The organism is Amycolatopsis sp. TRM77291 (assembly GCF_054166285.1).
The window spans coordinates 5,003,635-5,023,064 of the sequence record NZ_JBSZHF010000001.1; the positions used below are offsets into that span (position 1 = coordinate 5,003,635).

Here is a 19,430-nt window from a genome sequence, read left to right on the forward strand (position 1 = left end):
CCGGTCGCGTCAGGAACGGGCCCCCGACGTCGCGAAAGCCACTTTCGGGACATCAGACGTCCCGAAAGTGGCTTTCGCAACACGACACCGACCGCGCGGCCTCACCGACCACGCGGCGAAGCGACCGAAACAGCACGAGCGGCGGCCGTGAAACCCGCCCACCCCACCAGCTCGACGAGCTCTCGATCAGCCAGCCCCGCGGCCGCGACCAGAGCGTCGTCGACCTGATAGGGCGCCTTCGCGACCACCAAGGCCAACCGGACCCCGGGATCGTCGAACGCGTCCACCCAGGACCGGCTCAGCCCAGGCGGCGCACCGTCCCAAGTGGACAGTTCCCGCTCCACGGCCCCCCGGACGGCCGAAGGCACCGCCAATGCGCCGAACACCGACGAAGCACGGGAGAAGGCGTCCGCGACCACGGGATTGCCCGCGGCCCAGTCGAAATCCCCCGACCCCGGAGGCAGCAGCTCCAGCGACTCCCCCGGCGAAGCATCCTCCACCGGACGAAGGAACCGCCCCAGGACCGCCTTGGCCTTGGCACGCGCCGAATCCGGCACGGACGAAGGTAACGGCGACGGCCCGAGGAACACGCTCACCACCCGGTTCAGGTACTGGAACGCGAACGCGACCGCGGTCAGCTCCGCGCGGGCCCCTGGCGAAAGGGTCCCCGTGCGGGGATCCGCCACGGGCCTCCCCGAAGCGATCGCCGATGCCTCCGAAGAGTGCCCGAGCGAGTCCAGTGCCATCCCGTGGACCTCGACACAGTACGGACACGAGTTCTCCCGCGACACCAGGGTCGCGACGACCTCCCGGTCCGCCCGGCTCGTCTCTCCGGCCGCCACCAGCGACTCCCGCAGCATCACCCAGCTCGCCGCGAGCACGTCCGGCGACGGCGAATGCAGTGCCACCGGCGGGGCCAGCATGCCGAAGTCGCGTTCCAGCCGGCCGTAGACGTCGCGCACGAGTCCGGTCGCCCGGCCGAAGGACACCGGCCGGACGTACCGGACTTCGCGCAACGCCCGTCTCAGCGCGATCCTCACCAGCGCAGGCGCCATGATCAGTTCCCGGCCACCAGCGACAGCTTGCCGACAGCACGCCGCCCGGTGATGGAGCCGTCCGGGGCGGGAGCGCCGTAGGTGACGTCGACGCCGCGTGCCTGAAGCGCCCGCACGATACCCGGCACCGACCGCTCGGCCAGCGCCGCGATCGTCATCGCCGGGTTCACCGTCAGCGCACCCGGCACGGAAGCGCTGTCGGTCACGAAGATCCCGGGGTGATCGCGGAGTTCGTGGTTCGGGTGCAGCGCCGAGGTCGCGGGGTCGTCACCGATCCGGCACGACGCCAGCGGGTGCACGGTGTACGCGCCGACGACGTCGTTGGTCCACGGCGACACCTTCGCCAGGCCGTCCTTCTCGAGGATCTCCTTGCACTCCGCGTCGGCCAGCGCCCAGCCGTGCCGGGTGTTCGGCGTCGGGTCGTACTTCAGCGGACCGCGGCCGAGCATCTGCTGCGAGATGCGGTAGGCGTTGCCGGTGGGCGGCGGCGCGCCGAAGACACCCTCGTTGTCGTCCTCGGTCATCAGGAAGATGGTCAGCCAGGAGGCCCACTTCTTGAGGATCTCCTTCTTCTGCGCCCCGAACCAGCGAGGTTCGTCGCCGTCGGGCACCTGCGCCAGGATCGTGCCGAGCCCCGGCGGGAAGTACAGCTGCTCCAGCGAGTACCGCTCGTACTCCGGCAGGGAACCGTCGAGCTTGTCCCAGTTCGCCACGGTCGGGCCCTTGCCGATGTGGTTGGCCTCGTAGACCTTACCGTCCTCACGGGACAGTCCGAGCACCTCTCGGACCCGCTCCTCGTTGATGATCGCGGTGTTGAGCCGCTCACCGTTGCCGGAGAAGTACCGGCCGACCCCGTGCGGCATGGTGCCCAGCGCCGCCTCCGAACGCTGCAGGATCACCGGGGTCGCGCCGGCGCCCGCGGCGATGATGACGATCTTCGCGTCGATCGTCCCGCTGCCGGACTGGAGCCGGTAGTCCTCGTCGTCCACGATGTTGAAGTGCACGCGGTAGTCGCCGTCGTCGATCCGCTCGATCCGCTGGACCTCGTGCAGCGGCCGGATCTTCGCGCCGTGCGCGAGCGCGGCGGGCAGGTAGTTGGTCAGCAGCGAGCGTTTCGCGTCGAACCGGCAGCCCGCCATCATGAAGTTGCAGTTCACGCACCGGTCGTTGTCCACCGCGACCGGGGCCGGGTTGGCGGTCCGGCCGGAGTGGTCGCAGAACGCCGCCCACAGGCCACCGGCGTACGAGACGTCGTTCCAGTCCTGTTTGGACACCGGAAGCGATTCCGAGACGCGGTCGTACCAAGGCTCCAGCGAGTCCCGCGTGATCTCCGAAGGCCACATGCGGCGGCCGATGCTGCCGTGGCGCTCGAACACGAACTTCGGCGCACGCGGCATCGCGGCGAAGTACACCACGCTGCCACCGCCGACGCAGTTCCCGCCGAGCACACTCATCCCGTCGCCGACGACGAAGTCGAAAGCCCGGGTGTAGGAAGAACCGAGCAGGTAATCGTGCTCGAAGTCCTTCGTCTCCAGCCATGGCCCGCGTTCCAGCACGGTGACCTTCGCCCCGCCCGCGGCCAAGTGGTAGGCGGGGATGGAGCCACCGAACCCGCTGCCGACGATGACGACGTCGGTCTTGTCGTAGGCAGTCATGCGGGACTCCCGGAAGGTGTCGTGTCGGGGTGGAGCCGCGCCAGCTCGCGGCGATAGGAGAACTTCGGGAACCGCCACAGCCCGTCTTCGTCCGGCGCGGTGTACCCCATCGCCAGCAGGCCGGGATGCCCATCGGCGATGGCTTCGGCGGTGTGCTTGTGCGCCGCGCTGTCGAAGGACATGTTGCAGAACAGGGCGAGGCTCACCCAGCCGTCCTTCTCCGGATGCCCGGGCGCGGTCAGCGACCGCACGAGCGCCGTCCGGTCGGCGAAGGACAACGCGACGAACGGTGGCAGCGACTCGTCAAGGGTGAGGTCGTGCTCCTTGGCGTAGCCCTTCGCGTGTTCGTTGAGGGACTGCGCCAGATACGGCAGCCCGACGGTCACCCCGGTCGCGTCGGTGTGCAGCAGTTCGAGCGCGCCCGCCACGACCGCGCCCGGCCCCTTCGCCGCGCCGGCGATCGCGTGGTCGCCGGGGAACCGCTTCTCCCCCGGCAGGATCGTGTCCGCGTAGGCCTCCAAAGTGGACACCTTGACGTGTTCGTCCGAATCCATGGAACCTACCTCCTGTTCCTGGTGTGCACGGTCATCGGTAGCCCGCCCCGCACCCGGAGCGACAGCATCGCCTCGGGCACCACTTCGTAGCCGGGGAGCTTCCTGAGTTCGAGGTCGCGCAGGACCATCGTCAGCACGAAGACGGCCTCCATCACGCCGAGGCTGTTGCCGATGCAGAACCGCGGCCCGGCGCCGAACGGGATGTAGGCGTAGCGGGGACGCCCGCTCGGCCGGTCCGGATCGAACCGGTCCGGGTCGAACCGCTCCGGCTCCGGCCAGAACTCCGGGTGCCGGTGCAGCGTGTAGGGCACGACGACGACGTCGGATCCGGCGGGGACGTGATAGCCGCCGATCTCGTCGTCGGCCTGCGCCACCCGCGGCAGCAGCCACACGGGCGGATACAGCCGCATGACCTCTTCCACGACCCGCGCCGTGTACGGCAACCGGTGCAGGTCGTCGTGGGTCGGCGACTGGTCGCCCAGTACCGCGTCGGCCTCGGCACGCAGTTTCGCCGCGATCTCGGGATGCTCGTCGAGCAGGTGGAACGCCCAGCCCAGCGTGCTCGCCGTCGTCTCGTGCCCGGCCAGCAGCAGGGTGATCAGCTCGTCCCGCATCTGCTCGCGGGTCCCGTCGGTCGCGATGAGGCGCGAGAGCACGTCCTCGCCGTTCTCGACCGGGTTGGCCAGCCGCTGCGCGACGAGCTCGTCGGCGATCCGGCGGAGATCGGCCCGCGATTCCCGGAACCGCAGTTGCTTCTTCAGCGGGGCCCACTGCGGGACCATGCTCAGCGTCACCGCTTCGAACATCGCCTGGTCCTGCACGGCTTCGAACGAATGCCCCAGCGAGGTGAATCCGCCGAGGTCCGCGTCGAGCAGGGTCTTGCCGAGCACACCGAGGGTCAGCCCGGTCATCTCGTGCAGGATCTCCACCGGTCCTTCGGTGTCCCGCAAGCGTTTCACGAGCCCTTCGACCTCGTTCGCGACGACCGAGGCCTGCCGCGCGATCCGCTTGGGCTGGAACACCGGCTGGATGGTCCGGCGCTGCTTCTTCCAGACGTCGCCGTCACTGGTGAGCAGCCCGTCGCCGAGCGCCCGCCTGGCCTCCTGGAGGCCGATTCCCTTGTGGTAGTTGGCCGCGTTGTCCGCGAGCACGTGTTTCGCCAGATCGGGGTGGTTCACCAGGTACATCGTCTTGGGACCGATCGCGATCCGGACGACGTCCCCGTGCGCCTCCGCCGAATCCGACATGAGCGCCAGCCGGTCGGTGAAGAGCTTCTTCAGCAGACCGAAGGTCGCCCGGCGCGGCGGGCCGGGCGGCGCGAGACGCGCCGCCCGGCTGGTTTCCGCACCGTGGGTCATGCCGCCACGGCCCCGGTTTCCGTCTCCGGCTTCTCGGCCGGCTTGGGCAGGGAGGTGACTTCGGCCGCCTTCGCCTGCTCGGCCTCCCACTTCTCGGTGGCCTTCTTGGAGAAGTGCAGCCCCCACAGGAACCCGCCGCGGATGAGGCAGACCAGCGCGGTGGCGAGGAACAGGCCGTATGCCACGTGCACGACCATGAAGAACCCGTATGCCAGCGCCACGCCCGAACCGAACAGGACCTGCGACGCGGGCTTCGACGGGGTCGTGCCCGGGTCGGTGACCATGTAGTTCGTGTAGAGCACGAACGCCACCCCGGTCATCATCCCGAGCGCGCCGGGGATCGCGGTGTCGAACATCCACCCGCGGATGATCGCCTGGAGGGCGAAGGTGATCAGCCAGGCGCCGATCAGCCACATCCGCTGCGTCAGCATCGCGTTGAGGACGGTGCCCGAGACGATGATGATGCCGACGATCAGCCAGCCGACCCACGAGTCGACCTGCTCGGTGAAGTGATACGGCGGCGCGATGCTCGCCCAGGGGAACACCAGCAGGATGATCGTGATGCCGAAGTTCGACGGGTTCATGTAGTGCCGCAGCCGGCCGCGCACCGGGGCCTGCAGGACCCATTTGGCGCCGACGGCGACCACCACGCCGAACATCATGACCAGCACCTGGTCGTTGACGTAGGTCAGCATGTTCAGCGCGAGACCGGTGATATGCGCCGGGAAGAGGAACTCCACCAGTCCCTTGAAACCGTTGCCGCGGAAGCGGACGCCCCGGCCCTGAGTCCGGGCACCGATGATCTCCAGCAGGATTTCCGTGGCGTAGGCCGTGGCCAGCGCGATGAACGGATAGGTGTAGGGCTGCTCGAAACCGAGCACGGTATAGCCGATGATGTTGAAGACGGTGATCGAGATCGCGAACCGGCGAAGGGCCGTGATCGTCTTGTTGCTCTTCGGTGCGGTGAGTGTCTGCTCAGCCATGACGGTCATTTCTCCTTAGCCTGAGCGCCGAGCTGGAAGGTGTGGCTGCCCGGGGTCAGCTGGACTTCCTGCGTGCGGATCTGCCCGGTCAGGTCGCGCCACTGCAGGCAGACCTTCACCGGCCCGGTGACCTTGCCGAGTCCGATCTGGATCTCGTGGCTGCGCTTGCCGGAGTGGCCACTGCCGCCGTCGACCCGGTCCATGTACTTCTTGCCGTCGGGGGTGATGACGGTGACCTGCGCGCCGATCGCCGCGGTGCCTGCCGCCTGGAGCGGGCCGTCCGCCGATGCGTTGTCGTGCACCAGCTTCAGGTTCAGGTAGGACCCGGCGTCGGGGCTGACGTTGCGGTAGAAGATCGGTTGCTCCCACTGACGGGCCACGGCGAAGTCGAGCTTGCCGTCGCCGTCGGCGTCGCCGGTGGCGATACCGCGCGTGGGCACCGGGACCGCGAGACCGAGGCGCGGGGCCAGGTCCGTGTAGCGGCCGTCGGGGCTCTTGGCCCAGAAGTGCAGGGTGTGGTCGCCACCGACGTCGTCACCGGCGACCATGTTCGGCCAGAAGGACGGGTGCTTCAGCAGTTCGTCGTTCGAGGTCGCCAGTTCCTGCAGCTGCGGCCAGCGGTTGACGTCGCCCTTGACGAACCCGGTCGCCTGCGTGATCACCGATTCGCCGCTGTTGTTGTAGTCGGCGATCTTGACGTCCCAGCCCCAGCCGGACCACGCGGTGCCCGCCTGCGCGCTGCGGTCGACCCACGGCGCCTCGCCGCCCTGCAGACGGCCGCGCAGATCCGCGGTGTCCTTGGCGGTGTTCATGAACTGGAAGTGGCTTTCCTCGATCCCCCAGGACGTCGTGATGTTGCTGACGTACAGGTCGTAGAGACCGTCGTGGTCGAGGTCGGCGAAGTCGACGCCCATGCCCTTGAAGGAGTCGTTGCCGAGCACCTTGGACTTCGGGTCGTTGGGCCCGCGGACGCCCTTCACCTCGGCGAACTCGACGTGGCCGGGGCGGGACTTGTTGTACAGCAGGCGGTCGTGGCCGAAGTCGTTGCCGATGTAGAGCTCCGGCAGGTTGTCGCCGTCGACGTCGGTCGCGCTGGCCGCGAGCGACCAGCCGCCCTGTGCGTCGGCCGGGATGGCCTTGTCGTCGAGGGCGAACGACGCGGTCGGCTTCGCGCCCTGGGTGGCGCCGGTGAACCGCAGGATGTACTTGCCGCCGGCGTTGTCCGCGTGCGACATCGACTTGTTCATCTCGACCCCGCCGGAGACGCGGTCGTCCAGCACCGCGCTGTCGGGGAAGTAGTTGCCGATGAAGATGTCCTGGTGGCCGTCGCCGTCGAAGTCACCGACCGAGGCGGCGTTGGTGTTCCACAGTGGACCGGAGTACTCCCCGTTCTTGGAGTTGTTGCCCGGAACCAGTTCCACCGGCTCGTAGGCCTTCGGCTCCAGCTTCGTGGCGCCCGGCTTCGAGAGGAACAGGATCGGGGTGCGGCCCCAGTAGTAGGCCAGCAGGTCGACCCGGCCGTCCTCGTTGTAGTCCGCGGGCACGCAGCCCATGGGCGCGATGTACTTGCCCATCGGCAGCGGCGCCGCGTCGAGCGCGAACGGCGCGTACCGGTCGCCGCCCTTGCCCGGCGTCGGGGTGATGACGACCTGGTCGCTGCGCGGGTCGACGAAGCACAGGTCGTTCGCGAGCTTGTCGCCGTCGAGGTCGTTGACCGCGATCGCGGCGCCGACCGACGAGATCCAGGCCCGGATGTGCTCGTAGTCCTTGTTCACAGTCCGGATCGACTGGCTCTTCGCCGCTTCCGGCAAGGCGATCGTCAGCGGTTCGAACGCGTACTTCGAGGCCATCGTGTCGGCCTCGGCGGTCGAGACCGTGGGCAGCTGGGCCACCACGAACAGACCCGCCATCAGCAACAAGGCCACGATGCCCGCAAGCTGCTTGCGGAGCCAGCCCAAGGTCGCGGTCATTTCCCTGCACCTCCAGAAGTGAGTACCTCGGCGGCGATGCGCTGTCGCCAGGTTTCGAATGCCGGGAGTTCGCCGTCGACCACGGTCGCTGGGCGCACCTCCTGGGTGATGGCCGCGGCCCGTTCGGCCGGCAGCCCGCAGATCGCCTGCGTGGCGACCTCGGTCTCGGGGATCAGCAGCCCGGCGCGGACGCGGGCCTCGGCGGCGAAAGCACTGCCCTGGGCGAGGTTCCCGCGGTGTTCACCCGCGAACTCGGCCAGCTTCAGCAGTTCGTCGGAAGTGACCCCGCAGGCGTAGGTCGAGGCGAGCCCGACCCCGGCGTAGAGGTCTCCGTGGCGGCGCTCCGGGAAGCGCGCGATCGCGTCGGCGACCAGATCGACGTCGGTACCGCAGATGAACCACAACGCCCGTCCGATGCCCTGGTCGATCGCCCGCAGCGAGTACCCGTCGTTACCGGGCGGCCACGAGAAACCGGGGTCCTGGAACTGCCCGTCGATGTACTTCGCCGTCTTGAAGTACGCCTGGTGGAAGCCGTAGCCGTCGAGCACCAGCCAGCGCAGCAACGGGTCGAAGTCCTCGGCGGAGGGCCAGCGGAAGCGCGGCAGCCGCGCCATCGCCCAGCCGACGCCGACGTAGATGATGTAGTCGTGCTTCTCACCGGGCCCGTCGAGGAACCCCGCGATATGCCGTCGTCCGCCGCCCGGCAGCCCGTCCAGCATTCCGTAACCCATTCCCGCGCCTTCGTAGGCGAAGCCGCGGTATTTCACCGGAATACGTTCGAGCCATTCTTCCGCCTGCCCGACGGAACGCGCCTCGACCGCGTGCGCGTAACCGAGCAGGAATTTCTCACCGACGGTCTCCAGCAATTCTTGAGCGGCCGGGCTCTTCTTGTGAAAACCGCGCTTGTCCAGTGACGTCTCGGAGACGTCCGGCGTGATCATGCGGCGTCTGATCGTGCGCCAACCATTGCCCAACGCACTCTCCCCCTAACGGGTGGATTCGAATTCCGGATCGCTTAAAGCGTCACATGCGTGGTGATAGCCCAGCTACTCCACGTTTGCGTCCGCGTTCTCCCGGTTTGCGAGACCGGGAGAACGCGGGAACGCGTTTCGGTCAGGCCACCGCGCGCAGGTACCCGGGCGCCGGCGCGACCGTCCGGTTCCCCGCCGGCGTCGGGCCGCCGGCGAGGGTGATCGCCATCGGCGCGTCGGTCGGCAGCGGGGCGCGCATCGGCATCCGGAGGTGGACCATGCCGTACCGGGTGATGTCGACGCGGCCGGGCAGCGTACCCACGGAGAACGAGGACGCCGCGGTCCCGGCGGCGTGTTCGGCCACCCCGATGACGGTCCACCGGCCCTCGGGGACGTTCTGGATCTCGATGTCCGCGGACAGGACGTTCGCCCTGCCGCCGAAGGCGACCGGGCCGCACTGCGGGATCGAATCGGCGAACAGTCCGATGAGGACGGTCGCAGGGCCTGCCCCGCGCGGGGTCTCGACCCGCACGCTGATCGTGCCGGTACCGGTTCGCATCGTGGGGCTGCCCATTCCGGCGCTGTGCAACGCTTCCAGGGTCGGAAGCCGCTGGAAGTGCGGGGCCATCGCCACGAGCAGCTCGCTGACCTCGGGATCGCGGTACCGGGTCGGGGTCATCCCGACCGCACGGGTGAAGCGGCTCGTGAACGTGCCGACACTGCTGTAGCCGACGCTGCACACGATGTCCGACACCGTCAGCGATGTCGTCAGCAGCAGTCGTTTCGCTTCGAAGAGCCGGATCGCGGTGAGGTAGCGGCCGGGCGTGACACCGGTCGCCTTCGCGAAGATCCGCGAGAAATGGAACGGGCTGACGAAGACTTCCTGTGCCAGGTCGCTCAAGGTGATCGGGTCGAAATACCTCGCGTGCATCGCGGTGATGGCCTGCAGCACCGCGGGTTGCAAGGGGGACGCCGGCTCAGGGTGCCGACCGGGTTCGGTGACGCCTTTCTCGTTCGCCGCCATGGCGACTGTTCGTAGCTGCATCAGACCAACCTCGGATTCGCTGTCGCTTTTCTCTGTACGCCAGCTAACGCGTCGGTGATTTCAGCGGGCTCGATGAGCGATCGAGATGGGTCCTGTGGTCTTGTCCGAACTTGCGCGATCGGCGAACGGTCGTGAGTGGTAGAGACGGTTAGAACCGTCTCTACCACTCACGACCGCCTCGCCGGGAAGCCGCTCACTCCCCCACGGCGTCCACCGGGAGATCGAGCACGCATTCACCGACGCCGACCTCGGCGGGCCAGTCGAGTTTGAGGGCGCGGTCGACGCGGTCGCCGGCGTCCACCGGGACGGCGTGCGCGGCCAGTCCCATGGCGCGGGCGACGAGGTAGAGCGTCTGCTGCAACGCGCCGACATGCGCCAGCGTCGTGGCGTACGCGCCACCGCCGAGCACGGACGCCATCCGCGGCATCCGCGCGGTGACGGTGATCAGCGCCGAGGGCCGCCGGTGGTTGCCGCCACCGATCATCGCGATGTCGAGCATCTCGTCGAGATCGGCCACGTCGTCGTTGACCAGGCTGAGCCGGTGGCCGAGCGGATCGTAGTGGTAGATCCCGCGGTCCAGCCCCGAACAGCGGTTCACCGACAAGTACAACTCGAGTTCGTACAGGCAGGCGACGCTGAAATACGGGCGCTGCGAGGCGCTGTGCGCGGGCCCGTTCGGAAGATGCGCGGGCCCGATCGACCGGATTCTCGCGCCACGGAACAGGAACTCGCCGATCTGCTCGGCCGACAGCACACTTTCGGTGAACTCCGGGCAGCTGTGGTCGTTCTCCAGCAACGCCGTCAGCGTCGGATCGGTTTCCGCGCGCTCGGCCAGATCCGGCCGGAACAGCGAGTAGGTCGGGCCTTCGCCGGTGGGGGCCTTGACCACCGGCGGATTCCCGAGCCCGGCGAGGTCGGCCGGTCCGCCGGGCCGCCAGGTGCGGCTCGTGGTGTGGAACGACAGCTCGTCCGGAGACCACACGCCCAGTTCGGGATCGTCGTCTTCGGCGAACCTGCCGTTCTCCCCGGCGGCCTGGACGACCCCCGCGGCGACCAGATAGGACACGATCGCGCCCACCACGCCGCGATCGATCCCGGTCGTGGCCACGATCTCCCCCACCGACTTCGCCGTCGCGAGGGTCGCCACGACGTGCACGGCCCACGGCTGGGACAGCACCACTCGATAACGCGCGGACGGCGAATCCAGCCCCATCCCGTCGGCGTCGGAGCGCAGGGAACTGAAGCGGGACAACCGGATCGGGCGCGTGGCGGGGATCGCCACCGGTGCGAACACCGGTGCGAGCACGACCGGGATCACCGACAGCAGCGGGCCGCGGCCGTCGGCGAGACCGAGCGAGCGCACCACGGAACCGCCGAGTTCCTTGAGCACCTGCCGCAGCGCGTCGGCACCCTCGGCCGTCCAGCTCAATTCGCCTTCGAGATCGGGTTCCCGTTCGACGGGCTCCCATGACGACGTCACGTTCGCCAGCGACACCGGCCCCAAGGCCATCCGCCGCAACGATTCCACCACCAGCGGTTCCGCCTCTGGGAATTCGTGCTCACCCCAGCGCGTGACGACCACCAGTGAGCCGTCCTCACTGATTTCGACGAGGCTGTCGTCGGTGAGCGACCACAGGGGGATCGTTTCGGCCACACCGCCGGGGGGATCTGTCGTCAACTGTTGCTCCAGCTTGATCTACAAGAACATGGGGAACGGATTCAACCGCTCGTAGGGAGTCGGTTCGGCGAGCCTGCCCAGGCGCACCGGTACGTCGAACAGCCGTCCGGGGGCGAAGCGGCTCCAGAACGGACGCAGCCCCGGAACGACCACCCGGACCACCGGGAGATCGATGTCGGGCCTCGTCTGGTCCAGCACCAGCGTCTCCATTCCCAGTACGGAAAGCCTCCGTACCAAGCACTCCACATCGTCACGGACGTCGGGACGACGGACGAACTTGAAGTCCGCGGCCCGTTTCGCCGACCGGCCGGGCGCCGGCAGCAGATACTGCTGGTTCGCGACCGTCGCGTACCGGAGCCACCGTGCCGCGTCGGGATCGTCGAGTTCGGCGTCGTTCGCGAACACCGCCGGGATCAGCTGGTTGAGCTCGCTGACCGCCCGCCGCAGCGCCGTCCTGGGATCCAGGTGGGCGCCGAAACCCATCATGACGTTTTCGCGGGGCCCGACGATACTCCTGGAAAGCGCGACCATCACCGGGACACCGAGGTCCGCCGTCAGGTCGAGGACCCACAGTTCCCGGCCGGCGCGCGCGTACTGGCCGACCATCTCCTCGGCCCACGGGTCGTCGAACGAAGCGATGTCCACGGCGGGAACGGGAAGCCGGTTGTACCACCACATCGCGACGGCGTCGCGTTCGACGAGTTCGAGCAGTCCTTGCAGGATCGCGTCCTCGATACTGCTTCCGGCCGCGCAACCGTTGGAGTCCGCGCGCATCCCGGTGAGCCCGCATTCCCACGGCACCCCGTAATAGAGGTACGCGGTCGGCATCAGCTTCCGGCGCTGCCGCGTGAGCGACCACAGCGGCGTCCAGTCGATGGCGGCCTCGGTGTCGAACCGTTCCGGGACGTACTGGAAGTCGGCGTGCAGGGCGTTCCACTCGGCGCGGCCGTCGTATTGACGCTCGTCGAAGAGCATGCACGAGTTCGGGTGGACGGCCTCCTCGCCGAGCGCGCGGAAGGTGTCGCGGATCCGCAGTTCGTCGCCCTGGTAGTTCGCCGAGTACCGCTCGATCGCCTCGCACAGCGCGCCGACCTCGGCGTCGATCGGGCTCGCGCCCTTGCCGCCGTTCTCCCCGCGCAGCCCGGCCTGCAGCCCCGCCTCACCGCGCACGCGGCGCGCGACGTTCTTGCCGGAGTGGTACGCGTTCACGAACGCCGGCGCCCGCGGGTCGCGGGAGATCTCCTTGACGATCCCGGTGACCGGGCTGACCAGGTGGCCGTAGCGGTCGAGCACCTCGACCGGGGTGAGGGTCCGATGCCCGCCACCGCCCGAGGTCGCCTTCTTGGCCTCCCGCAGCACCACCGGCTCGGCCGTCCGCGCGGCGACGATCCCCTCGTCACCGCATTCGGGGCACTGGGGGCGGCGCCGCAGTTCGTGCAGGCGCCCCTGGAGGTCGAGCGTGTCCAGGATCCACACGGCCTGCTGCCCCGGATAGCGGTGTCCCGCCAGCCATTTGGACGCTTCGAGGGAGATCAGGTGCGACGCGGCCGCGGTCAGCGGCGGCACGGCTGGCATCGGGAACGACGCGGGACCGTCGTGCCCGAGGACCTCCTGCACGCAGGCCTCGGCGTGCCGGTGCCCCCACAACCGGTTCGTCAGGCAGTGCCAGCAGCCGGACCGGCCGGGCTGCGTGATCGGGCCGATCCACACCTGCGCACCCGACGGCCGGGCCAGCAGCCAGGGCCGCCCGGTACGCCGGTGCTCGGCGTCGATCTCCGCCAGCCGCGGGTCGAGGTAGTCGTCGCACAGCACGATGGCCAGTTCGGACGCCGTGCCGACCACCTCGATCCCGCTCGCGGCCAGCCCGCTCGCCACCTGCGAGGTGTCGACGCCCCGGCCGACCGCGGTCAGGCTCGCCGTCGCCGGCTTCCGGCGGCCGGCCACCGCGGAGGCGTCGAGACCGCACGCGTCCCAGTACGCGAGCGCGCGTTCGTCCCCGCTGATCTCGTCCGCGACGTGGACGGTGACCAGGCCGGCCTCGACCAGCCTGGCCAGCACGCCGGTGACCTGTTCTGCGCTCATCCCGTCCGGGCGGGCGGCCAGGAGCCCGTCGAGGTCGCGGGTGCCGTCGAGTAGGGCCGCCACCGACGCGACCTGCGCTCCGCGCATCGCGATGACCCCTTGTTCGGAAAACAGGTAGGCACCGCTTCCCTCGCGGATCTCCGCGCGTAGATGCCGTTTGAACCCCAGGGCACCATTGATCGAGCCGGTCGTGGAAGATGCCTCGCGCATGAAGACCCCCAGTAGTTCGGTTCGATTCTCGAATCCTGCTCGGCGGGCTCCGCCCCGGCCAGTGCGCGATTCACGCCTCGGATATGAAAAACCCACGTTCTTCCGGGACGCACACACGCGACAGCTGGTGGACGGCTCACTGGCCCGCGCCGGGCCGCTCTGCCACTGTCGAAGTACTGGGATTCAGGTCTCGACGCGTATCGAGCTGGAGGGCGCTTGCGATGTACACCGGATCACGAGTAGCGGACACGCACCACGGCTCGGCACCTAACCCGATTCCGGTCACGCCCGCAAGCCCCGTCCGTTTCACCCTCCTCGGCCCGCTCGAACTCGTGCGGGACGGGATCGACTACGCGCCGACGACACCGAAGCTGCTGCAGGTGCTCGCCATGCTGGTGATGAGCCCGGGGAAGGTCGTCCCCATCGACACGATCGTGCGGGAACTGTGGGCCGACGACCCGCCGCGCAGCGTCCGCACCACCATGCACACCTACGTCTACCAGCTGCGCAAGTGCATCGACGAGAACGAGCTCGCCCCGTACGGGGAGACCATGCTGGCGACGAAACCGCCGGGATACGTGTTCCGGATCGCCCCCGAGCAGGTGGACGTGTTCGAGTTCCAGGAGTTGCAGCAGCGGGCGCGGGAGCTCCAACTGCGGGGCGAGCATTCCGAAGCGGCGAAAGCCTTCCGTTCCGCGCTCGCCCTGTGGTCGGGCCCGCCGCTCGCGAACGTCCACTGTGGACCGGTGCTGTCGGCGTACTCGGTCGATCTGGTCGAGCAGCGGCGCAGCACGCTGCACCTGCGGATCGAGGCGGATATCGCGGCCGGGATGCGGCACGAGCTGATCGGCGAACTGCGCTCCCTGGTCGCCGCGAACCCGCTGGACGAGGCCTTGCACGGGCAGCTGATCCGCGTGCTCGGCCGCAGCGGGCGGCGTTCCGACGCGCTCGCCACGTACCGTCAGGTGCGGACCCGGCTCAACTACGAACTCGGCGTCGAACCCTGTGACGAACTGCAGGTACTGCACCATGGCCTGCTGTCCGAGGGTGAACCCGCGTGAACACCACTCCCGGCAACGGAACGAAAGTGAGGATCGACGGATGAGCATTCGTACCTATGGACAGTTCTGCGGTCTGGCCAGGGCGCTGGAGATCATCGGCGAACGCTGGTCGCTGCTGATCGTCCGTGACCTCGTCCTCGGCCCGAAGCGGTTCACCGAGCTGCAGGCCGGCCTGCCCAAGATCCCGCCGAGCACGCTGTCCGCGCGGCTCAACGAACTCGAGCAGTCCGGGGTGCTCCGCCGCCGCCTGCTCCCCCAGCTCGACGCCGCTGTGGTCTACGAACTCACCGAGTACGGCAGCGAGCTCGACCAGATCGTGCTGGACCTCGGCCTCTGGGGCGCGCGGTCGCTCGGGCAGCCGTCCGCCGACGACGTCTTCACCCTGGACTCGGCGATCCTCTCGCTGTACACGACCTTCCGGAGCGAGAAGGCCAAGGGTGTCCAGGTCACCTACGAACTGCGCTACCCGGGCGAGATGATCCTGCACGCGATCGTCGAGGACGGCGCGCTCAAGGTCGCGGAGGGCGCGCACCCCGGCGCCGACGCGGTCATCGAACCGCTCGGCCCGTTCATCAAGGACCTCCTGACCGGGGACCTCACCGCCGCCGACGCGACGCGAACCGGCAAGATCCGCCTCGAAGGCGCCTTCGAACACCTCGAACTGTTCGCGGAATTGTTCCACATTCCCGCCGCTCCGAAAATGACCGAAGGAATCGTCGTCCGTTGAGCCATCCGGCGTAAATTCCGCAGGTGGGATCAGCAATCCGGAGTAACGGAAACCTCCGGATCGCGGGCTATCGTCAAGATCCGTCACCGGTCGGTCTTTCGTATAGGAGCCCTTCATGGCCACACTCGATTCGCGTCCGGGTCCGTTCGCCGCGCTCAACGGGAAATACCACCGCGCGGCGCTCGCCGTCTTCGCGGTGGTCGTGGTGGCGCACTGGGCGGAACACCTCGTGCAGGCGTTCCAGATCTACGCCCTCGGCTGGAAGACCGCGGACGCCCGTGGCGTGCTCGGGATCCCCTTCCCGGCATTGATCAGCTCCGAATGGCTGCACTACGGGTACGCCATCGTCATGCTGGTCGCGCTGTTCGCCCTGCGCAAAGGTTTCGCCGGCCGTTCGCGGCAGTGGTGGAACCTGGCGCTCGGGTTGCAGTTCTGGCACCACATCGAACACCTGCTCCTGCTGATCCAGGCGCAGACCGGCTGGCGGCTCGGCGGCGGCACGGCGCCGAGCAGCATCATCCAGCTGTTCATCCCGCGCGTGGAGCTGCACCTGTTCTACAACACGATCGTCACCATCCCGATGATCATCGCGATGATCGTGCACCGGAAGGCCCCCGCCGCCGAGCGGGAGCTGACCGGATGCACGTGCTCGCCCGAAAGCCGGCGCGAGCTGGCGACCGCGGCGTCGTGACCAGGAGGCTCTTCGCGCTACTGGCGGTGCTGGTGGCGTGGTTCGGGGTCGCGGTGCTCACCGCGGCCCCGGCCTCGGCCCACGTCGAACTGCTTTCCTCGAACCCCGCCGACGGCGCCCGGCTCACCACGGCCCCCGCCCGGGTCTCGCTCACGCTGTCGGAGAACATCGGCATCCAGCCGAACTCGATCAAGGTGCTCGATCAGCAGGGCACCGACGTGGTGGCCGGTCCGGTGTTCCAGCCGGGCGAGGCCGCCGAAGAGGTCGCCGTCGAACTGGAGCCCGATCTTCCCGACGGCAGTTACCTCGTCGAGTACGCCTTCGTCTCGACCGATTCGCATCCGGTGCGCGGCACGATCGCCTTCGTGCTCGGCACCGGCCCCCTGATCACGTCGGCGGGCGCGGTGTCCGCCTCCACCGGGACCGATCCGGTGACCGACGCGCTGTTCACCACCTTCCGCTGGGGCTCCTTCGGCGGTGTCGCGCTGCTGGGCGGACTGGTGTTCCTGCTGGTCTGCCGCCCGGAGGGCCGCACCGATCCGTCGGCGCGGAAGCTGATCACCGCGGGTATCTGGGTCTCCGGGGTCACGGCCGTGGCCGGATTCCTGCTGCAAGGTCCGTACGTCGCCGGCCGCGGGGCGGGCGCGATCTTCGACCCGGCACTGATCGAGGCGACCCTGCGGGTGGCGTACGGGAAGCTCCTGCTCCTGCGCCTGGCCGCGATCGTCGCGCTCGCCGTGATCGTGCGGCGGCTGCTCGCGGGCGACCTGCCGGACCGGCTGCGCTCGCGCTACGAGAACCTCGGCATCGCCGCCGGGTTCATCGTGATGCTGAGCTTCTCCGCGACCGGGCACGCCGTGGCCGACAAGATCATGTTCCTCTCGGTCAGCGCCGACCTGGCGCATTTCGGCGCGATGGCCGTCTGGGTCGGCGGGCTGATCCAGCTGGCCGTGCTCCTGCGCGGCAGGTACTCGGCATCCGAGGCCGAGCCGGCGCTGGCGCGGTTCCACCCGATCGCCACCCGGTCGATCGTGATCATGGTGGTCAGCGGCGCCTACCTCGGCTTCCGGCTCGTGCCGTCGGTGGAAGCGCTCTGGACGTCGGCCTACGGCATCCTCTTCCTGCTGAAGCTGGCCGGATTCGCCGCGTTGCTGCTGGTGGCGAACGTGAGCCGCAACGTCGTGCGGCGCGGGATCGCCGGGCGCGGCGGCACCGGTGTGGTAACCGCCGACCTGCGGAAACTGCGGATCAGTGTCGGGGTCGAGGTGCTGATCGTCGCCGTGGTGCTCGCGCTGGCCGCGGCGCTGTCCTCGATGTCCCCGACCGGCTGATCACCGTTCGATCTCCTCCTCCGGCGGGGCGAACGGTCCCCAGGTGAAGGCCCGGAGCCACGGCTCGGGATCGCCCAGCCAGTCCATGGCGGCGATCTGGGCCGGGCTCCGGCGCCCGGCGAGCGACCGGTACAGGTCCACGGGCGCGCCCGAAAGCACCGCCGCGACCGGCTCGGTACCGGCGATCCAGGTCGCGCCCTCGGTCTCGATCCGCATCCCGGGCAGTCCGTGCCTGCCGAGCGAGTCGCCGAGGCCGCGGACGAGCACTTCGAATCCTCGCAGCCAGGCGGCGTGCGCCCCGGGCGGCGGAACGCCGAGCGCGTACCGGAGATCGAGCTCGTGGGTGAAGGCGTCCATCACCATGATGTCGCCGCGGCCCTTCCCGTCGTCGTCGTCGGCGAGGAGGGTGTCGGCCTCGGGGCCGCGTTCGAGCCAGAGTTTCAGCACCTCGGCGGCCGACGCCGTCTCCGGCACCGGGCAGGCCTCGCCACCGAACCGGGTGATCACCCGGTCGCAGATCTCGGCCAGATGCGCGAGCAGGTCCCGAACGGTCCACTGTGGACACGCCGGGACGGCCCGCTCGGCGGCGACGGCGTGATCGGCGAGCAAGATCGCGAAGTTCTCTCTGACCTGCCGATACCCTTCGGCCGCTGTCGCCGTATTCCAGCCAGGGACCCGAATTCGGCTGCTCGTCACGCGACCACCTCCAGTAGGGGTAAGCGATGGTCGTCCATTCTCCCACCGGTTCACCGGCTTCACTCTTCTTCCCGCTTGCGCGTACCGTTCAACGCAAAGACCACCCACCCGTGGCGCGTGTCGCCGCGGCTTCAGGCACACTGGTCGGTGAAAGCCCCGTGTGGCAAGAGAAAGCGCCCAATGGCGACACATCGACCACTGTGGAGGTGACCAATGGAGATGCCCGGCTTCGATCTGGCGTGGCGTGGTTTCGATCGCGCGCAGGTCCGGGAATTCGTTCGCGAGGTGGAAGCCGAACTACGACGAGTGGAAGCCGAACGCGACGAGTCCCTCCGCCGCGAAGAGGTTCTGGCCGCCGAACTCACCGGCGCGCGCGAGGACATCCGCGAATTGAAGGCCACGGTCGACCGGATCAGCCGTGTCCCGATCGCGCCGGACGCGTTGCAGGAGCGCTCGCGCCGGATGCTCGAACTCACCCGCGAAGAAGCCGAGGACATCACCGCGCGCGCCGCCGAGCAGGCCGCCAAGGCCGAGGCGGAACGCAAACGGGTCGCCGAAGACTTCGAGCTCGCCATGTCGCTGCGCCGCGCGGAGGCGATGCGCGCGCTCGCCGCGCAGGACGAAGCCGCGCAGGCCCGGGCGAAACAATTGCTCGACGACGCCGCCGCGGAGAGCGAGCGCCTGGTCGCCGAAGCGCGGCAGAAGGCCGACGTGGCCCTCCGCCTGCGCGACGACGTGCTGAAACAGCTGGTCGGCTGCCGAGAACTGCTCACCGAGGCCGGTTCGGTGCTGGCCGTATCACCCACACCGAAACCGGAAGTGCCCGTTCAGCGCCGGAGCAGGCCCGAAGCCCGCACCGGCACCGAAGCGGCCGCGACCTAAGCGGGGTCACCCGAGGAAAAGACCACCGGCCGGATCTCCATCGCGTTGATATGCGCGTCCGGGATCTGGCCCGCGATCTCGATCGCGCGCTCCTTGCTGTCGCATTCGACCAGGTAGAAGCCGGCCAGGTACTCCTTCGACTCCGCGAACGGGCCGTCGGTGACCACCGGGACGCCATCACGCACCCGGACCACCGTGCTCTCCTTCGGTTCCGCCAGCGCCTGCGTCCCCAGCAGTTCGCCGCTCTCGGTGAGCTTCTTCATGAAAGGGTCGATGCGGGCGACCACCTCGTTTCGCTCCTCCTCGGGGAGGGCGTCCCAGGCGGCAGGGTTCATGGTGATCATGATCATGTACTTCATCGGTGTTCCTCCTGGTGGTCCGGCGGCCGGTGCCCGGCCGCTCACGCAGGGGTCGGAGCCGCCGGATCGTCCTCGACATCCTGGCATCCTGGAATTCGACCGACCCACGCGTATACGTGGGG

17 protein-coding genes are annotated in these 19,430 nt (G+C 68.8%); 5 read left to right on the top strand and 12 right to left on the bottom strand.

Annotated features, from left to right (window positions below; translation table 11 throughout):
* Positions 1 to 101: 101 nt before the first annotated feature.
* The 10 genes from ACXIZN_RS23155 to ACXIZN_RS23200 all read right to left on the bottom strand — a co-directional run bounded on the left by ACXIZN_RS23155 (position 102) and on the right by ACXIZN_RS23200 (position 13,561).
* Positions 102 to 1,055 (bottom strand): carboxymuconolactone decarboxylase family protein, encoded by a 954-nt coding sequence (locus ACXIZN_RS23155; protein WP_457956847.1) that lies wholly within the window; start codon positions 1,053 to 1,055, stop codon positions 102 to 104.
* 2 nt (positions 1,056 to 1,057) lie between these two features.
* Positions 1,058 to 2,710, bottom strand: a complete 1,653-nt coding sequence (locus ACXIZN_RS23160; protein WP_457956848.1) for a GMC family oxidoreductase N-terminal domain-containing protein — start codon at positions 2,708 to 2,710, stop codon at positions 1,058 to 1,060.
* Positions 2,707 to 3,264 carry a DUF5987 family protein gene (locus ACXIZN_RS23165; RefSeq protein WP_457956850.1) on the bottom strand — a complete coding sequence of 186 codons (558 nt, stop codon included), beginning with the start codon at positions 3,262 to 3,264 and terminating at the stop codon, positions 2,707 to 2,709. The genes ACXIZN_RS23160 and ACXIZN_RS23165 overlap by 4 nt, the downstream gene beginning before the upstream one ends.
* 5 nt (positions 3,265 to 3,269) lie before the next feature.
* Positions 3,270 to 4,622 carry a cytochrome P450 gene (locus tag ACXIZN_RS23170; RefSeq protein WP_457956851.1) on the bottom strand — a complete coding sequence of 451 codons (1,353 nt, stop codon included), beginning with the start codon at positions 4,620 to 4,622 and terminating at the stop codon, positions 3,270 to 3,272.
* Positions 4,619 to 5,614 carry an enediyne biosynthesis protein gene (locus ACXIZN_RS23175; RefSeq protein ID WP_457956853.1) on the bottom strand — a complete coding sequence of 332 codons (996 nt, stop codon included), beginning with the start codon at positions 5,612 to 5,614 and terminating at the stop codon, positions 4,619 to 4,621. Before ACXIZN_RS23175 ends, ACXIZN_RS23170 begins: the two co-directional genes overlap by 4 nt.
* A complete protein-coding gene (locus ACXIZN_RS23180) occupies positions 5,611 to 7,575 on the bottom strand; it encodes a CRTAC1 family protein (protein ID WP_457956855.1) in 1,965 nt (654 codons plus the stop codon). The genes ACXIZN_RS23175 and ACXIZN_RS23180 overlap by 4 nt, the downstream gene beginning before the upstream one ends.
* Positions 7,572 to 8,528, bottom strand: a complete 957-nt coding sequence (locus ACXIZN_RS23185) for a DUF1702 family protein (RefSeq protein ID WP_457960578.1) — start codon at positions 8,526 to 8,528, stop codon at positions 7,572 to 7,574. Before ACXIZN_RS23185 ends, ACXIZN_RS23180 begins: the two co-directional genes overlap by 4 nt.
* A gap of 160 nt (positions 8,529 to 8,688) precedes the next feature.
* Complete coding sequence (locus ACXIZN_RS23190; RefSeq protein ID WP_457956856.1) at positions 8,689 to 9,591, bottom strand: helix-turn-helix transcriptional regulator; 903 nt, start codon at positions 9,589 to 9,591, stop codon at positions 8,689 to 8,691.
* 193 nt (positions 9,592 to 9,784) lie between these two features.
* Positions 9,785 to 11,245 (bottom strand): SagB family peptide dehydrogenase, encoded by a 1,461-nt coding sequence (locus ACXIZN_RS23195; protein ID WP_457960579.1) that lies wholly within the window; start codon positions 11,243 to 11,245, stop codon positions 9,785 to 9,787.
* Between the two features lie 42 nt (positions 11,246 to 11,287).
* A complete protein-coding gene (locus ACXIZN_RS23200) occupies positions 11,288 to 13,561 on the bottom strand; it encodes a TOMM precursor leader peptide-binding protein (RefSeq protein WP_457956857.1) in 2,274 nt (757 codons plus the stop codon).
* A 221-nt stretch (positions 13,562 to 13,782) separates the two neighbouring features.
* Here ACXIZN_RS23200 and ACXIZN_RS23205 point away from each other — a divergent pair, with 221 nt between their 5' ends.
* From ACXIZN_RS23205 to ACXIZN_RS23220, 4 genes are all read left to right on the top strand, one after another.
* Positions 13,783 to 14,622, top strand: a complete 840-nt coding sequence (locus ACXIZN_RS23205) for an AfsR/SARP family transcriptional regulator (protein WP_457956859.1) — start codon at positions 13,783 to 13,785, stop codon at positions 14,620 to 14,622.
* A 40-nt stretch (positions 14,623 to 14,662) separates the two neighbouring features.
* Complete coding sequence (locus ACXIZN_RS23210) at positions 14,663 to 15,349, top strand: winged helix-turn-helix transcriptional regulator (RefSeq protein ID WP_457956860.1); 687 nt, start codon at positions 14,663 to 14,665, stop codon at positions 15,347 to 15,349.
* Positions 15,350 to 15,464: 115 nt separating this feature from the next.
* Complete coding sequence (locus ACXIZN_RS23215) at positions 15,465 to 16,040, top strand: hypothetical protein (protein WP_457956862.1); 576 nt, start codon at positions 15,465 to 15,467, stop codon at positions 16,038 to 16,040.
* Positions 16,037 to 17,371 (top strand): copper resistance CopC/CopD family protein, encoded by a 1,335-nt coding sequence (locus ACXIZN_RS23220; protein ID WP_457956863.1) that lies wholly within the window; start codon positions 16,037 to 16,039, stop codon positions 17,369 to 17,371. Before ACXIZN_RS23215 ends, ACXIZN_RS23220 begins: the two co-directional genes overlap by 4 nt.
* On the opposite strand, the gene ACXIZN_RS23225 is transcribed toward ACXIZN_RS23220, so the two are convergent.
* Positions 17,372 to 18,067 (bottom strand): maleylpyruvate isomerase family mycothiol-dependent enzyme, encoded by a 696-nt coding sequence (locus ACXIZN_RS23225; RefSeq protein ID WP_457956864.1) that lies wholly within the window; start codon positions 18,065 to 18,067, stop codon positions 17,372 to 17,374.
* A 213-nt stretch (positions 18,068 to 18,280) separates the two neighbouring features.
* On the opposite strand from ACXIZN_RS23225, the gene ACXIZN_RS23230 reads away from it, so the two are divergent.
* A complete protein-coding gene (locus ACXIZN_RS23230; RefSeq protein WP_457956866.1) occupies positions 18,281 to 18,949 on the top strand; it encodes a M protein in 669 nt (222 codons plus the stop codon).
* Here ACXIZN_RS23230 and ACXIZN_RS23235 read toward each other — a convergent pair.
* A complete protein-coding gene (locus ACXIZN_RS23235) occupies positions 18,946 to 19,308 on the bottom strand; it encodes a YciI family protein (RefSeq protein ID WP_457956867.1) in 363 nt (120 codons plus the stop codon). The genes ACXIZN_RS23230 and ACXIZN_RS23235 overlap by 4 nt on opposite strands.
* Positions 19,309 to 19,430: the final 122 nt, after the last annotated feature.

Excerpts from the sequence above, each read along its gene's own strand:
- ACXIZN_RS23155 (WP_457956847.1), bottom strand. The coding sequence starts at position 1,055 with ATGGCGCCTGCGCTGGTGAGGATCGCGCTGAGACGGGCGTTGCGCGAA.
- ACXIZN_RS23160 (WP_457956848.1), bottom strand. The coding sequence starts at position 2,710 with ATGACTGCCTACGACAAGACCGACGTCGTCATCGTCGGCAGCGGGTTC.
- ACXIZN_RS23165 (WP_457956850.1), bottom strand. The coding sequence starts at position 3,264 with ATGGATTCGGACGAACACGTCAAGGTGTCCACTTTGGAGGCCTACGCG.
- ACXIZN_RS23170 (WP_457956851.1), bottom strand. The coding sequence starts at position 4,622 with ATGACCCACGGTGCGGAAACCAGCCGGGCGGCGCGTCTCGCGCCGCCC.
- ACXIZN_RS23175 (WP_457956853.1), bottom strand. The coding sequence starts at position 5,614 with ATGACCGTCATGGCTGAGCAGACACTCACCGCACCGAAGAGCAACAAG.
- ACXIZN_RS23180 (WP_457956855.1), bottom strand. The coding sequence starts at position 7,575 with ATGACCGCGACCTTGGGCTGGCTCCGCAAGCAGCTTGCGGGCATCGTG.
- ACXIZN_RS23190 (WP_457956856.1), bottom strand. The coding sequence starts at position 9,591 with ATGCAGCTACGAACAGTCGCCATGGCGGCGAACGAGAAAGGCGTCACC.
- ACXIZN_RS23200 (WP_457956857.1), bottom strand. The coding sequence starts at position 13,561 with ATGCGCGAGGCATCTTCCACGACCGGCTCGATCAATGGTGCCCTGGGG.
- ACXIZN_RS23205 (WP_457956859.1), top strand. The coding sequence starts at position 13,783 with ATGTACACCGGATCACGAGTAGCGGACACGCACCACGGCTCGGCACCT.
- ACXIZN_RS23210 (WP_457956860.1), top strand. The coding sequence starts at position 14,663 with ATGAGCATTCGTACCTATGGACAGTTCTGCGGTCTGGCCAGGGCGCTG.
- ACXIZN_RS23215 (WP_457956862.1), top strand. The coding sequence starts at position 15,465 with ATGGCCACACTCGATTCGCGTCCGGGTCCGTTCGCCGCGCTCAACGGG.
- ACXIZN_RS23230 (WP_457956866.1), top strand. The coding sequence starts at position 18,281 with ATGGAGATGCCCGGCTTCGATCTGGCGTGGCGTGGTTTCGATCGCGCG.
- ACXIZN_RS23235 (WP_457956867.1), bottom strand. The coding sequence starts at position 19,308 with ATGAAGTACATGATCATGATCACCATGAACCCTGCCGCCTGGGACGCC.